The organism is Psychrobacter sp. SHUES1, from assembly GCF_001652315.1.
In the GTDB taxonomy this organism is placed as follows: domain Bacteria; phylum Pseudomonadota; class Gammaproteobacteria; order Pseudomonadales; family Moraxellaceae; genus Psychrobacter; species Psychrobacter faecalis.
Map to the genome: position 1 here is coordinate 19,235 of NZ_LXWA01000115.1, position 14,733 is coordinate 33,967.

A 14,733-nucleotide genomic window follows, 5' to 3' on the forward strand; every position below is an offset into this window, starting at 1 on the left:
CCCTTTACTTATCTATATCTTATATAGGCAGGTAAGGGGTTTTTTTGTGCCAATATTATTTACCGTTTGCGCGCTTTGATTGTGGTATAAATAACGATAAGGCACATAAAAAGACGGCAAAACTAAGGAGATAAATCAGGATGATAACCTATGAAAAATCAACAAATACGCCATTACTATTATCATTAGTCATGACGTCACTGCTGTTTAGTGCTTCTGCATGCTCCAATCCTGCCGCCGTCAATACCAATAAAGATTTGACCGAGTATAAAGAAGGACAAGCCTCTGTCGAAGAGTCCCTAGCCAATACTGAAAAACCTACCTTTACAACCAAGACGGTTGCTAGCTTTGACGAGCCTTGGGCAATGACCGCATTACCTCGCATTCATAGTCAGCCACCCAAACTGTTGGTGACCCAAAAAGCAGGCGAGCTTTTGATTGTTGATACGGCAACAGGTGTCAAGACAAGCGTTAATGGTGTGCCAAAAGTAGCGTATGGCGGGCAGGGCGGACTTGGCGATATCATTCTTGCGCCAGATTTTGCTACTTCTAATAATATCTATATCAGCTATGTCGAAGCAGGCAAGGGCGCAGATAGTAATAAATTTGGGGCAAAAGTTATCAAAGCGACGTTAATGGGCTTAGATACTGACGCGCCACGCTTGCAAGCCATAACGCCCATCTGGGAGCAAACCCCGAAACTAAAAGGACAAGGACATTATAGCCATCGCTTGCTTTTTTCACCTGACGGACAGTATTTATATATCAGCTCAGGCGAGCGTCAAGAAAAAACACCAGCACAAGATATGAGTGTGAATTTGGGTAAAATTATCAGATTACATCCTGATGGTTCAGTGCCAGCCGATAATCCATTTGCGCAAAATGGCAGCGATATTGCTACCCAATTTTGGACGATTGGTCATCGTAACATACTTGGTATGGCGTTCGATGATAAAGGTAGGTTGTGGGCGCATGAAATGGGGCCGCGCGGTGGTGACGAATTTAATCTGATAGAAAAAGGCAATAATTACGGCTGGCCCGTGGTCTCGAACGGACGCAATTATTCCGGGACGGATATCCCTGATCATGATACGCGCCCTGATTTCGTCGCGCCAAAAATATCGTGGACGCCGGTGATATCGCCTTCGTCGATGAGCATTTATCAGGTTGGAAAATATAATGATTTCCCAGCGTGGCAAGGTAATGCGCTGATTAGTGGTTTGTCCTCAAAAGCGCTAATCGTCGTTAAGTTTGCTGACAATAACGACGCTGCCGAACGCTACCGCTATGATATGGATGAACGAATTCGTAGTGTTTTAACTGTCGATGGGCAAGTGTGGTTATTAGAAGATGGCGATAAAGGTAGGCTGCTGCAATTGCTACCTCGATAGCCATTTAAATAACTAGTTAGACTGCGAGTCGTATTACTAATAAAAGAGTCTAGTCGCCCTTATCTTGTAGTAAATTGATAATTAGGGCGCAGTTTGTTAAGGTAGCCTTTCTTAAATTTAAGGGTTTAGCGAATGAACGAAGTAAAAGTAAGTAAACTTGGGCCATTTCCAAAGGTAAATAAACCGGTGTTTATTACCTCAAGTGTCTTAATCGTCGGTTTTATTATTTTTGGTTCGTTATTTTCTGAAACGGCAGCAGCACTTTTTAGCTTCTTACAGGCTTTTATCGCCGAAAAATTCCGCTGGTTGTTTATCATCTTGTTTAATATGGCGTTGGTATTCTGTATTTATCTGACTGCCAGTCGCTACGGTGATATACGTCTAGGCAAACAGACGGAGCGACCGCAATACAGCTTATTTTCATGGATTGCGATGCTTTTTTCGGCGGGCATCGGGATTGGACTGGTGTATTGGGGGACGGCTGAGCCTTTATATCACTTTATGGCGCCGCCGCTTGGTGAGGCAGAAACCTTAGAGTCGGCAAAACAAGCGATGAATCTGTCGTTTTTACATTGGGGGCTGCATGCATGGGCGATTTATACCATCGTTGCGCTGTCGCTTGCGTACTTTCATTTTCGGCGTGGTTTGCCGTTATCGATACGCTCAACCCTTTATCCTATTCTTGGACAAAGGATTTATGGTAAATGGGGGCATACGGTCGATGTCTTAGCCGTATTCGGGACGATGTTTGGGGTGGTGACCTCTTTAGGTCTTGGCGTTATGCAAATTAACGCGGGCCTTGAGGGATTATTTGGTATTCCCTCTACTTTGACGATACAGTTTATTATCATTGCTTTTGTGACGTCATTGGCTTGTGGCTCGCTGATGCTTGGTCTTGATAAAGGTATCAAACGTCTTAGTGATATCAATATGGGGCTGACCGGTATTTTATTGGCGTTTATGGTGATTTTAGGTCCTACGCTATTTATCTTTGACAGTTTTATAGAAAACGTGGGTAATTATTTGGCAAACATTGTCACGTTGTCGACGTGGAGCGAAGCCTATAGTAATACCGATTGGCAAAAAGCTTGGACGATATTTTATTGGGCATGGTGGGTCAGCTGGTCGCCATTTGTCGGTGTCTTTATTGCGCGTATCAGCCGTGGACGTACCATTCGTGAGTTTGTATTTGGCGTGCTGCTGATACCGATGACGATTTTGTTTTTTTGGTTTACGACTTTTGGCGGTGTGGCGATACAGATGGAGCTGCTCGCAGGCATGAATCCTGAGGTGGTTAGCCCAGGATTGGTCGCGGCAGTGCAAGCCGATTACGGTAGTGCCATCTTTAAGCTGGTTGAATATTATCCATTGACCAAACCGATTACCTTATTAATCGTGGTAATGATTGTCCTTTGGTTTGTCACCTCATCAGACTCGGCCAGTTTTGTCATCGATATGCTGACGGCGGGCGGTGATACCAATCCACCCAAAATCCAGCGTTTGTTTTGGGCGCTGATGCAAGGTTTGATTGCCGCCATATTATTGGCAGCGGGCGGTTTAGATGCCCTGCAAGCGGCGGCTATTGTGGCAGGTCTACCTTTTGCGTTGGTCATCTTTGTGATGATGTATGCGTTACTGCGCGGTATGAGCCGCGACCGACTTATCTTATATCGCAATCAGCAGCGTTATATTACCGATGAGTCAGCTGACCATAATTCGGCCAGTGAGTTTGTCGATGAGGACTTATTAAAAGGTCCGCCTAAAATTGTTAAAGGTGATTAATTAAGCTGCGTATAGTCGGTTTGAAATCAATAGATACGCGAGTTAGCACGTGCAACTGGTATAAATTTTTCTTGCTTGCCGCTATCACAGAGGCTACGCAAAATTCATCCCAGTCGCACTGATTGATTTAAAGCAAACCTACTATTAGCGGTTCTAAAAAAATCGGCTTTAAAATCATTTTTATTAAACCAATCATGTAGTTAGCTGCCGTTGGTTTTACTTAAAAATACAATATAATAATTGTCATTTAAAATCCTAAGATGCATCGTTGTCTTAGGGTTTTTTCATTTTTACCATGAACGGATGACTGGTGCGATTTGATAGTTTGTAGATATCTTGTTAAGGTTGGCGTTCTAAAAAATTGAGACGACTGAATGGATCATGTTAAAGTTGGCCGATTGGGCCCTTTCCCGCGGGTAAGTAGACCTGTTTTTTTAACCTCAGCGATTTTAATCCTCGCGTTTATCATATTCGGTGCCTTTTTTAACGAATTGGCAAGCGAAGTGTTTGGCCAAGCGAAGGCGTTTGTATCGATGCGCTTTGGTTGGTTTTTTATCATGGTGGTCAACTTAACGTTGGTGATGAGTATCTATTTGATATTTAGCCGCTATGGTGATATCAGGCTTGGTCACCAAAACGAGGATCCAGAGTACAATCTGGTGTCTTGGATTGGCATGCTGTTTTCGGCGGGTATCGGTATTGGTTTGCTGTATTGGGGAACGGCTGAGCCGCTCTATCACTTTATGGCACCGCCGTTGGGCGAACCTGAAACTATTGCCGCTGCCAAGCAAGCGATGAATATCTCGTTTTTGCATTATGGTCTGCATGTGTGGGCGATTTATGGCATGGTGGCGTTATCCTTGGCGTATTTTCATTATCGCCGTGGCCTGCCATTGGCGATTCGCTCGACCCTATATCCCCTCATTGGTAAAAAAATCTACGGCCCTATGGGTCATACGGTCGATATTTTGGCGGTATTTGGTACCATGTTTGGCGTGGTCACTACCTTAGGTCTTGGGGTGCTACAGATTAACTCAGGGCTTGATAGTCTATTTGGTATTCCAAATAATATCACCGTGCAGATTATCCTTATTGTCATTATCACCATGCTAGCAGGATTGTCGCTATTGATGGGGCTTGATAAAGGCATTAAACGCTTAAGCGATATCAATATTTTCTTTACCATTGTGCTGTTAAGCTTTGTGATTATCTTGGGTCCTACTCAGTTTATTTTTAACAGTTTTTTTGAGAATATTGGTAATTATTTGCATCAAGTGATTCCGCTGGGGCTTTGGACAGAGTCTTATGAGGGGGAGGCTAACTGGCAGTCATCATGGACGGTGTTTTACTGGGCGTGGTGGATTAGCTGGTCGCCATTCGTTGGTGTGTTCGTTGCCCGTATTTCGCGTGGCCGTACCATTCGTGAGTTTATTCTAGGGGTGTTATTAATCCCGATTACTATTTTGTTTTTATGGTTCACCGCTTTTGGTGGTTCGGCCGTCCATATGGAGCTGATGGCAGCGGTTGACCCGAGTATCGCAAGTCCTGGACTGGTTGAAGCGGTGCGCGCAGATACCGGTAGTGCTATTTTTAAGTTGATGGAGTCCTATCCACTGACCGCCGCGCTAAACGGTTTAATTGTGATAATGATTGTGCTTTGGTTTGTCACCTCATCAGATTCTGCCAGTTTTGTCATTGATATGCTGACTTCAGGCGGTGATACCAATCCACCGAAAATTCAGCGCTTATTTTGGGCAGGTACAGAAGGGGTTATCGCGGCGGTGCTGTTAGCTGCAGGTGGCCTAGGTGCCCTGCAAGCTGCTTCTATCGTCTCGGGCTTCCCGTTTGCCGTGGTCATCGTGATTATGATGTATTCATTGCTACGTGGTTTGAGCCGTGATAGATTGATACTTTATCGTAATCAGCAATGGTTTATCACTGAAGAATCGGCTGAGCACAACTCTGCCAATGAGTTCCGCGATGAAGAGTTATTGACCGGACCGCCGAGCATCGAGAAGATTGATGAGTAGGTTTTCAGATAACTAAAAAACTCATTTTCTGAAAAATATCAGTAGTTAAAGCTATAAAAAATCCCAGTTTTTAAGCTGGGATTTTTTATGGGCATTTAACAATTTATAGGTTTTCAACTGGTAATTTTAACAGCAGCATGTTCACAGAGGTATTTCCACAACGACACTTTCACAGCCACACTTTCACAGCTACACTGTCACTATAAACATTCACCTTTGACATAGCTCACGGCTTCAGGGGTGCTACAAGCTGAGCAGGCATTGCCTGCCGTACGATAGCTTATCACTGAGCCGACTTGCGTTTTTACGCAGACCGGATCGTATTGCGCCGTACACATGGTTTTTGCAGGGTCAAAGGTTGGGCATTGTGCAAAAAGGCCTTTTGGGGGTTGACTGGTGTTAGAGGCGGGCGGCTGAATGGGCGTGCTATCAGGCAACGGGTTTGAGTTAGAGCTGATATTGTTACACCCTGCTAAAGCTAGCGTAAAGCTTATGGTGGCTGAAAGTTTGAAAGTAGAGAGCGCGCTCATAATAAATATCCTTATATCGTTTTTATCATTTATTTTTGCATTAAACGCCAGTTTTAAACAAAAAGCAAATGTGCTATTCGTTTTTTAATTCGTCGCTGATATTTAATAAGCATATTATTAGAACAATAAAAACCCAAGCTACGAAGGCTTGGGCTTTTGATATTAATTCTTATACGTTTCTTGACTGAGCTTTTATAAACTTTGAGCTTTTATAAACTTACTGGGCAGGTTTATCCTCTTTATTAAGCTGCACATATTTATCAAAGTTTTGTGCGTAATCAGTCAAGTTGTCGCTTAACATTTGGCGATATTGTTTGGTATAAAACTCAACGATATCGTCTTTTTCTTTAGCAAAATCATCACCTTTTACAAAGCCAATCGAGGCAACTGACGCACTATAACGCGCTGCTGCATACAGCAATGACGCGCCGACTTGACCTGAGTGAGCGTTAGGGCTCAGTTGACTATTGGCGACGCCAATGATTTCGTCGGCACGTTGATAGAACGCTTGCATTTCAGGAGTGATTTCAAGAGCGGTATCAATTTCGTCATTTTGGCTATTATTTAAAGCGTCATTTAAAGCGTCGTTTAGCGCGTCATTTTGAGCATTGTCTGGCATATTGTCTTGAGACATAAGCGACTCCTAAGAATGGTAAGTAAATTTGAATATATCATGGCGGTCTTTAAACTTGATAAATATAAAGACCGAATACATCTAAAAAATGCAAACAAGTAAACAGTCTTATAAACCTGCATCGGCTTTTAAAATTTCTGCTTTGTCCGTTTTTTCCCACGTAAAGGCAGTTTCAGAACCTTGACGACCGAAATGTCCAAAGGTTGCGGTTTGCTGATACATCGGCTGCAATAGATTGAGCATACGCGTGATGCCATAAGGACGTAGGTCAAAATGCTTACGAATCAAGCTGATGATTTCATCGTTACTGATTTTATTGGTACCAAAAGTATTAATTGAAATCGACGTTGGTTCAGCAACGCCAATAGCATAACTGACTTGAACTTCACAGCGATCGGCAATGCCGGCAGCGACGATGTTTTTGGCCACATAACGTACTGCATAGGCAGCGCTGCGATCGACTTTTGAAGGATCTTTGCCACTAAAGGCGCCGCCACCATGACGCGCCATACCGCCGTAAGTATCGACGATAATTTTACGACCAGTCAAACCAGCATCGCCAACAGGGCCACCAATGACAAATTTGCCAGTTGGGTTGATATGATAGCGCGTACCAGCATGCAATAAGTCTGCTGGCAGTACTTGTTTGATAATCGATTCCATGATCGCTTCTTGTAAATCGGTTTGCGAGATGCTTGGATCGTGCTGCGTTGATAACACCACGGCATCAATGGCAATCGGTTTATTGCCGTCGTATTTGAGGGTCACTTGTGCTTTGGCATCGGGACGTAACCAAGGCAATTCACCAGCGCGGCGCAGCTCAGATTGACGCTCCATCAAGCGGTGCGCATATTCGATAGACGCGGGCATCAATACTTCAGTCTCATTGCTGGCATAACCAAACATCAAACCTTGGTCGCCTGCCCCTTGTTCTTCAGGACTGCTACGATCGACCCCTTGGGCGATTTCTGGCGACTGCTTACCGAGCATATTAATCACGGCACAAGTCTCACCATCAAAACCCAAGTCTGAGTGATGATAGCCAATGCCATTTACCGTGTCACGGACGATACGCTCAACGTCGATATTGGCAGTCGTGGTCACTTCGCCTGCCAAGATCACAGCGCCTGTTTTAACCAAGGTTTCGCAGGCAACGCGGGCATGAAGGTCTTCACGTAAGATGGCATCAAGAATAGCATCTGATATTTGGTCAGCCATTTTATCAGGGTGACCTTCGCTCACAGATTCTGAGGTAAATAAGTTGTATTCGCGCATAATGGGATCGCTTAATTGAATCAATAAAGATAGGAAAAAGCATAACGTCTGAGCGCTGCTTTAATTAATATTGACCAAACAAATCAATTGCTCGGCGTTAAATTTTTGATAAATGGGTGCTGCTAAATTCGTTTGTAAAAAAGGTATTTACTAAATAGGTTTTAAAAATATGGTTCAACTTAGCCAGTTTCCATGCGTTAGCATAAATGATAATTAATACTAAGCATTTACCTGTAACGGGTTTATTGCCTGATGATATAAGAGATGATTAATCTGGCGCATCAGGCTAAAAATAGGCTTATTCTAACTCGAAACGTAATAAAACTCTAGTGAGCTGCGCTTGTTATACGATAAGTAAACCTCAACAATGCGCCTATAGCCGTTAAGTAGCTTGCTATCTGTAGGTTCGTTTTGTTATAAGCGATTTTCAGTGGATATGAAAAGCGTCATATAGACCATGATGTTAAAATGATGGTTTTAAACGGTGACTTCAATTTTTAGCTCTAAACTATAACTCTAAAAACTTGGCTTTGTCTTTAAACATACACTCTTCATAAACAGGACACGCGCCGCATTTTGGCGTGCGAGCCTGACAGGTATAGCGGCCATGCAAAATCAGATAATGATGCGCATCTACGATAAAGTCGTCTGGGATACGTTCGACCAGTTTCTTTTCAACGATTAAGACGTTTTTACCCGTGGCAAGTCCCGTACGATTGCCGACGCGAAAGATATGGGTATCAACCGCCATCGTCGGCTGTCCAAAGGCGGTATTTAACACCACGTTTGCCGTCTTGCGCCCAACGCCTGCTAGAGATTCTAAATCTTTACGGTTATCAGGGACGGTGCTATCAAACTTCTCAATCAAGTCACGGCAAGTTTTGATGACGTTTTTGGCTTTGGCGTTATATAAACCGATATTCTTAATATACGCTTTCAGTCCTTCTTCGCCTAATGCCAAAATGGACTCAGGCGTATTGGCGACCGGATAAAGCTGATTGGTAGCAATATTGACGCTGACATCGGTCGCCTGCGCCGATAATATGACGGCGATAAGCAGCTCAAAGTTGCTGTTATAATTGAGCTCAGTTACTGGCTCATCAATCGTCGCAGCCAGTTTCTCAAAAAACGGCCGTACATCACGATTGGGCATGCGCCTCGATGGCGGGGTATCGGCAGTTTTATGTTTAACGGTTTTACTCATGGTATTGTAAGCACTGTTTTATTCATTATTTTATTCATTGGTTATTCAAAATTAGAGATGAGCTATTAAAGTTGGGCAAGCTTAGCTTGTAATTCTTCAAGTTCCAGTTGTTTACTCTCGTTTGGACGTACGCTCAGCTGCTTTTCTAACTTCTTGATTTTACTGCGTAGCTTTGCTGCGGCAATGGTATTTTTTGCTTGTTCTTCGCTGATATTCAACGATTGACTAGCGGCATTGTTTAGCTTGGCTTCTACCATGCTGACCACCGGCTTGCTATTGCTGCTATCCGCTAGCTGCTTACTAACGCGTCTTAAATGCGTATGGTAACGCTGGCGTAAATCCTCTTGTTCAAGCGTGCGCTCAGCTGTCGATAGGGTACGCTCAACGGTGACTAAGTCTATGCAATCAACTGGGCAGGGCGCAATACATAGCTCACAGCCCGTGCATAAGTCCGTAAAAATAGTATGCATATGTTTGCCAGTCCCGACGATGGCGTCAACAGGGCATGCGGGGATACACTTGGTACAGCCGATACAATCATCTTCTCGAATCACCGCGCGCACTTCTACTGGACGCTGCGAGCTGGCATCTATCGGCCATTTTGACGGCTCAGCGTTAAGTGGTTGTGTATCGCTGCTATCTTGATTGATAATTTGCGCAATCGCATCGGTCACCGGCTGACCGCCGGGCACACATTTATTATAAGGCTCACTGTCGATAACAATTGCCACCGCATATGGCAAGCAGCCATCGGCATGGTCACAAAGCCCGCATTGGGTTTGCGGTAGGCAGGCGTCAATACGCGCAATCTTTGCTTGGGTAGCGGCAGGCAAGCGCTCTATGTCCAAGCTATCGAACAAGATAGGTAGATTGGTAAGACGGATAAAATTGCTGTTGTTACTGATGTTGCTTTGCATTTAATGTAAAACCTTTATATTAGTACTAAGTGCTAATATGAAAAAATAGGGTAATGGCGTTATTTATCAAGAGCGTTGGTATTTAATAAAAGACATCTTGCCCTTATAAATTAAATATAGATTAGAGCGAGATGCCTTGTTCATGAGCAATTTGCGCAATCAGCGCATAAGCAATACTGCCTTTAAACGGTATTTTTGGTAAATTTGTCAGGTCAAAAAAATCGGCATGTGACAGCTCGTCTTCTTGTATCACGATGTCTCCACCCGCATACGCTGCGCGAAAGCCAAGCATTAAATTAGACGGAAACGGCCAAGGTTGACTGCTGACATAGCGAATATCTTTGAGGCTAATATTCACCTCTTCTGCCACTTCGCGTACCACCGCATGTTCCAAACTTTCACCGACTTCTACGAAACCGGCAATCAAACCATATTGCAGTGCTTGCTGAGGGGTTTTTTGTTGCCCATAACGGTGATGGTGCGCTAATAAAATTTGCATGGCACCTGTTTGCGGATTGGGTCGGGTAATAGCAGTGATGATACACGGCTGCACGCGTGGATACTGGCGTAAGCGACAAATAGGACAGACCATCGCACGCTCACCGCACGCAGCGGGGACGACTGGGGTAGCACAGCGGCTACAAAACTGCGTGTCTGCTTGCCAGCGTAACAGCTGTATGGCTTGGCTAAGTTGGTCAGACAAAGCAAATGGCAGCTCTGTAATAAGTAGACGATAAGCAATAAAAGCACACTCGTCATTATCTAAAGTATTTTTTTCTTTATTATTACCTGTTAAACCGTGACTTTCTACCTCGGTATGTTCTAAAATTTTAGGCAACGTAACATGATGTGCTATCGCATAATCATAAGTCATCGCTAAGGTAGCTTTAGCCGTAAAAACATTAGCATCAACTTCGACCAAACTATCTTTATTTTGACGGCTATCATCGTTAACTAACCACTGGGTCGGCGCTAAGCTTTCAAATAGTGTCACTCGTCCAACTTGATAAGCTGGCTGCGTGTTATGAGTGCCATGAGTGTTTGATACTGTGTTGTCGGTATCAGACTGTGGCAACTCAACCTGCATAGGCCACCAGCCATGAGGCGTTTGACGACATAAAATCGTCTCGTCACGAAGTATAAAGGCGTGGCTCATAGGTTCAGTTTCCAAACAATCAAAGACAGGCTCGTACCCAAACGGATACGAGCCTATTTCACATAACCAGTTAAATAATGTTCAAATAAGTAGGCTATTTAATCTACTTATTTAGTACACCAAAATTACGCCGCAAGCAGTTGGCTTAAGCTCTGTTGCCCGACATCTAACGCTTGTTTGCTGACAGGGCGATTATGCTCAAAACCATCTAAATGATGGTCAACGGCCATAATGACATCGGCAATATAAGCCAAAGTACCATCATCTAGACGTGCACCACTATTAATACGCTGCTGCAAATAACTTGCCAATTGGCTAAGCATACTGGCGGGCGTTGGTAGCTGTAAAAAGCGCACTGCTCCTGACACTTGGCGCAGCATTTCCGGGATGTTTTGAATATTTAATACGTCGCGCTCAGGCTCAGCCAAATAATCCATAATGGCTTGTTCGGCGCTAGCAATCGCCGTACGACTTTCTTGTATCAGCGTATCATAAGCCGTATTAAGCTGATGTAGTGAGATATGCGGATTATTCAAAGGTAAGTAGATTGCCCCTGGGGTATGCATCTCTGCCATGGCGATAGTGGCGTTTTCTGCGTGCATCAAAGCGAGTAATAAATGGTCAAAATCTTCTGGGGTAGGCGCGCGCCATTTTTTCACCGCTTCTGCGGCAGCGTTGAGGCTGTTTGCAGCATTTGCCAGACCCAATAATTGAAAAGCTGAACGCAGCTCAGTCAGTTGCTCGGTGATTTGCGAGGTTTGCATATCGACAGGGTTGATAGAATCACCGCGTGCGTAGCTATCGACATTTTCTTTGATGGTGTTGATTTGCGCTTGAATAATGGTGTTTAAGGTATCGGTTAAAGCACGATTGGGTCCAAATAAGAAGCGCGCCATTTGTTTGCGCTGTGAGTCTTCTAATTGATTGGCGGCATATAGTTCACGCAGCATTTGTGCCTCTTTGGTATCGCGCTGGCAAGCAAAGCTGACCAAGTGCGCAAAGCGCGTGTCCATAACCGGCAGATAGCTTTGAAATTGCTGCTCTAAATAGATAAGCGTGTGTTTTTGGCTTAAGCTTAGCGGCAAAATGCTGGCAATATCCGTAACGGCAGCGGTGGCTGCTTGCCAAAACAGGCTGTTGGTATTTGCTGCTATCAAGGCGCACGCTGCCGACATCGCATCGAGTTTTTGCTGCTCATCCTCACTTACCTTACCGTCTTGATTTAATAAGGCAACGCCAAGTCCACTACGATAAGCATAAGTTAATAATTCGCTATCAAGATTGAGCTCGTTAAGCGGCTGAAAGTTATTTTCAGGATTGGCGATAATGACGCTGCTATGACCAAACGCGGCAAAATAATCGGCATCGATCGGTGTTGCTTGTCCATGAGCGTTGAGTTTATTGATGATCGGCAGGAGTAAAGTCGGCTCTACCGATTCGGTCAGCAAAATAAATTCAATATAACGATCAAGCGTCATAATGGCTTCTGACAAATCCATAATCAACGCGCTATCGTTATTGTCACCGCTGTCATAAAGTTTTTGCAAGCCATTGACGATGGCGTTATTGAGCACTTCTGCCCCGACCGAAGATATCAGCTGAAAAATACAAGACAGCTGTTTTAGGACAATAATAGAGTCTAATAATAAAGGTGCTTGGCTATCATCATCATTAAATTCGCCCAAATGAATTTCAGTATCTTTTAAAATAACCTTAATTTCATCGTGCAATAAATGCAGCGATGGTAGGTTAAAATCAGTCACACTCAAGGTCGGGGCGGTTAATTTCATTTGTGTAGAAGGATTCATAGTTGTTTTTTTCCATGACGTACTGATGAAAATAGCAAAGGTTTAGATGAGCATTTGAAAATGTCTATAAATAAGGTTTTAACGCTTATGGGCATAACAATCAAGATTTACTTACTTAACGGTCAGTATAAGGCGTTATGTCCATATAAAAAACCGTTTTAATGACTTATGCTTCACGGGTTACATTTTATCTTTAAGCGCAGGATAATCGTCCGCAAGCGACGCATACCAGCCTTGATTGGCACTCTCATTACTGCTTGACTCGAGCAATAAAGCCGCTAAATCGGCAAAGTTTGCATGGGCAGTATGTCCGCCATCGGCTTGAGTGTCCTCTTCAATCGCCAGCGTGACTTGCCCACCGGTCATCGCCAGATAAACTTCCGCCAAAATCTCCGAGTCAAGTAACGCGCCGTGGAAAGTACGGTCTTGCTTACCGACATCTAGGCGGCGAACAAGCGCGTCGAGGGTATTTTTTTGCCCAGGATATTGCTGTTTTGCCATCATCAGCGAGTCAGTCACCCGTACGCGCTCGGCAAAGTCGTGCATGCCAACTTTGGCAAACTCCATATTTAAGAAGTTCATATCAAAGGTGGCGTTATGAGCGATGATTTCGGCACCATCCATAAAGTCATACAGCGCCTGAGCCACTTGATCAAAGGTCGGCTTGTCAGTCAAAAACGCCTCAGAGATACCGTGAATGCGAATCACTTCCTCATCCATTCCGCGCTGCGGATTGATGTAGACGTGCAGTTTCTCCCCAGTAAATTTACGCCCGACTAACTCTACGATACCGACTTCGATAATGCGGTCGCCCTTCATGGGGTCAAGACCTGTGGTCTCGGTATCCATAATAAGTTGGCGGTCAGATTCATGGCGATGGATAGGCTTGGGTAGTAGCGGTATAAAATACGGATTGGCACGACTGGTGTCACCATCGAATGTCGGTATGTCCGTGTCTTCTATGCGAGCTTCCGTTTTAGTTTCTACTTCAGTATCCATATTGGTATTTAGATCTGGCATATCGGTATGTCTCATGGGTTCGCTAGCATTATACGGACTGTGATTTTCTTCTACTAACATATCTGTGTTTGCCATTGTATTTGATATGGTATTTACCATATCGTCAGTAAGATTTTGACCATCTAATAGCGACTCATCAAGCTCATTATCCATCATGTCAAAGCCTAATGGATCAAACTTTAACCAATCATCGCTCAGACTCTGTTTTTTATGAGCCATCAGTCGGTCTTTTTTTTTAGCAGAATCTTGCAAGCTAGCCGTTTTCAAATCTTCACTGCTAGACGTCACGCCCAAGTTTGCTAGCTCGTCCGCTTTTTCATTACCCGCGTGTCCAGCGTGACCTTTCACCCAGTGCCAAGCAACATCGCGCTGCTGGCAAAGCGCGTCTAATTGCTGCCAAAGGTCTTGATTGGCCACCGGTTTTTTGCTGGCCGTTTTCCAGCCGCGTTTTTTCCAGCCTTCAATCCATTCGGTGATGCCTTTTTTGACATAGCTTGAGTCTGTCCAAATCTCAAGGGTTTGCGCACGCGGACTATGGGTCAATGCTTGTATCGCACCCATCAGCTCCATGCGATTATTGGTGGTTACTTTTTCACCGCCATACAAATCCTGCGTCTGCCCATCGCTAAAAATTAGGTGCGCGCCCCAACCACCAGCACCCGGATTGCCTTTACAAGCGCCGTCGGTATAAGCAACCGTCATATTTGCTTTGGCAGCGAGCGGATTGCTCGTATTAAATGAACGCGCTGAAATAGAGTTTTCTGACATAAAAAAGTATGGACCTAATAGATGATAAACATCGAGAAAAGAGGGTTTCTAGCGTTATCTTTACGCAAGCTAGCACCGTCTATTTTAGGGTTGAGTATAGCAAATCTTGCTTATCTAATCTCGCTTATCTATCAGATACTGCTAGGAATAAAAAGCATAAAAGGGCAAAAGCACATATCATAGCGGTAACGCTGCCGTTTTCTGTTAAAATAGCAGTG

General features: G+C 44.2%; 11 protein-coding genes. 3 read left to right on the plus strand and 8 right to left on the minus strand.

Features of this window, described 5'->3' with window-relative positions:
- Positions 1-140: 140 nt before the first annotated feature.
- The 3 genes from A7325_RS13085 (at position 141) to A7325_RS13095 (ending at position 5,203) form a co-directional block, all read left to right on the plus strand.
- On the plus strand, positions 141-1,391 hold the full coding sequence (locus A7325_RS13085; protein WP_068408840.1) for a PQQ-dependent sugar dehydrogenase: 1,251 nt from the start codon (positions 141-143) through the stop codon (positions 1,389-1,391).
- A gap of 132 nt (positions 1,392-1,523) precedes the next feature.
- Positions 1,524-3,173, plus strand: coding sequence for a BCCT family transporter (locus A7325_RS13090; RefSeq protein WP_068408842.1), 1,650 nt, complete (start codon positions 1,524-1,526; stop codon positions 3,171-3,173).
- A 374-nt stretch (positions 3,174-3,547) separates the two neighbouring features.
- Complete coding sequence (locus tag A7325_RS13095; protein ID WP_068408845.1) at positions 3,548-5,203, plus strand: BCCT family transporter; 1,656 nt, start codon at positions 3,548-3,550, stop codon at positions 5,201-5,203.
- A 200-nt stretch (positions 5,204-5,403) separates the two neighbouring features.
- Here A7325_RS13095 and A7325_RS13100 read toward each other — a convergent pair whose 3' ends face one another.
- The 8 genes from A7325_RS13100 to dnaQ form a co-directional block, all read right to left on the minus strand.
- Entirely contained in the window at positions 5,404-5,733 is a 330-nt protein-coding gene (locus A7325_RS13100; protein WP_068408847.1) for a hypothetical protein, read from the minus strand.
- Positions 5,734-5,950: 217 nt separating this feature from the next.
- Positions 5,951-6,247: a DUF3144 domain-containing protein gene (locus A7325_RS13105; protein WP_156508564.1), complete on the minus strand. Its 297-nt coding sequence runs from the start codon at positions 6,245-6,247 to the stop codon at positions 5,951-5,953.
- Between the two features lie 228 nt (positions 6,248-6,475).
- Positions 6,476-7,642, minus strand: coding sequence for a methionine adenosyltransferase (metK, locus tag A7325_RS13110; RefSeq protein WP_068408850.1), 1,167 nt, complete (start codon positions 7,640-7,642; stop codon positions 6,476-6,478).
- 508 nt (positions 7,643-8,150) lie between these two features.
- Entirely contained in the window at positions 8,151-8,846 is a 696-nt protein-coding gene (nth, locus tag A7325_RS13115) for an endonuclease III (protein ID WP_068408852.1), read from the minus strand.
- 65 nt (positions 8,847-8,911) lie between these two features.
- A complete protein-coding gene (locus tag A7325_RS13120; protein ID WP_068408854.1) occupies positions 8,912-9,763 on the minus strand; it encodes an RnfABCDGE type electron transport complex subunit B in 852 nt (283 codons plus the stop codon).
- A gap of 121 nt (positions 9,764-9,884) precedes the next feature.
- On the minus strand, positions 9,885-10,919 hold the full coding sequence (nudC, locus tag A7325_RS13125) for an NAD(+) diphosphatase (protein WP_068408856.1): 1,035 nt from the start codon (positions 10,917-10,919) through the stop codon (positions 9,885-9,887).
- 125 nt (positions 10,920-11,044) lie between these two features.
- Positions 11,045-12,727, minus strand: coding sequence for a hypothetical protein (locus tag A7325_RS13130; protein WP_068408858.1), 1,683 nt, complete (start codon positions 12,725-12,727; stop codon positions 11,045-11,047).
- Positions 12,728-12,907: 180 nt separating this feature from the next.
- Entirely contained in the window at positions 12,908-14,515 is a 1,608-nt protein-coding gene (dnaQ, locus tag A7325_RS13135; protein WP_068408860.1) for a DNA polymerase III subunit epsilon, read from the minus strand.
- Between the last annotated feature and the right edge of the window lie 218 nt (positions 14,516-14,733).